Annotated in this window: 2 protein-coding genes; both read right to left on the reverse strand. The window is 75.0% G+C overall.

Going from position 1 to position 561, the window contains the following annotated elements; translation table 11 throughout:
• On the reverse strand, positions 1-236 hold a 236-nt coding region (locus tag PO768_RS11700; RefSeq protein WP_272646201.1), incomplete at its 3' end, for a class I SAM-dependent methyltransferase.
• Between the two features lie 13 nt (positions 237-249).
• On the reverse strand, positions 250-561 hold a 312-nt coding region (locus PO768_RS11705; protein ID WP_272646202.1), incomplete at its 5' end, for an OsmC family protein.

The raw sequence follows: 561 nt of genomic DNA on the forward strand, positions 1-561 counted from the left end.
AGCATCTGCTGCGACAGGTCGCTGGCCACCACCTCGCAGCCGGCGCGCAGCGCCGCCAGGGTCAGGGTTCCGGTGCCGCAGGCCACGTCGAGCACGCGCTCGCCCGGCCGCAGATCGGCCTGCGTCAGCAGCGCCTCGCTGGCCGGCGCCAGCGCCTGCCGCCAGCCCGGGTCGTAGTGGGCGGCGGCGCGATCCCAGCCATAGCGCTGCACGCGCAGCTGCAGGGCGGTGTCCATGGCTCGGGGGGGTTCAGGGGCGCGGGCCGAACACCACCGCGCCGCTCAGCGGCTGGGGGTCGGCGAACACATGCAGATAGGGACTGGCGCCCTGAGCCTGCTCGATCGCGCGGCGCAGCGCCTCCTGCGGCGCAGCGCTGTCGATGTAGAGGGTGTGGCGCACCCGCAGATAGCCCGGGTAGACGTCGGTGCTGCCGAGCATGCCGCGGTCGTCGAAGTCCGCCTGCACCTCGACCTCCAGGCTGCGCCAGGAGAGGCCCGCGCGCGCCAGCCAGGCCGTGTAGCCGATGGCCAGGCAGCCGGCCAGCGCGCCGCGCCCGAGCAC

It is taken from the genome of Paucibacter sp. XJ19-41 (assembly GCF_028462495.1).
Lineage (GTDB): Bacteria > Pseudomonadota > Gammaproteobacteria > Burkholderiales > Burkholderiaceae_C > Roseateles_E.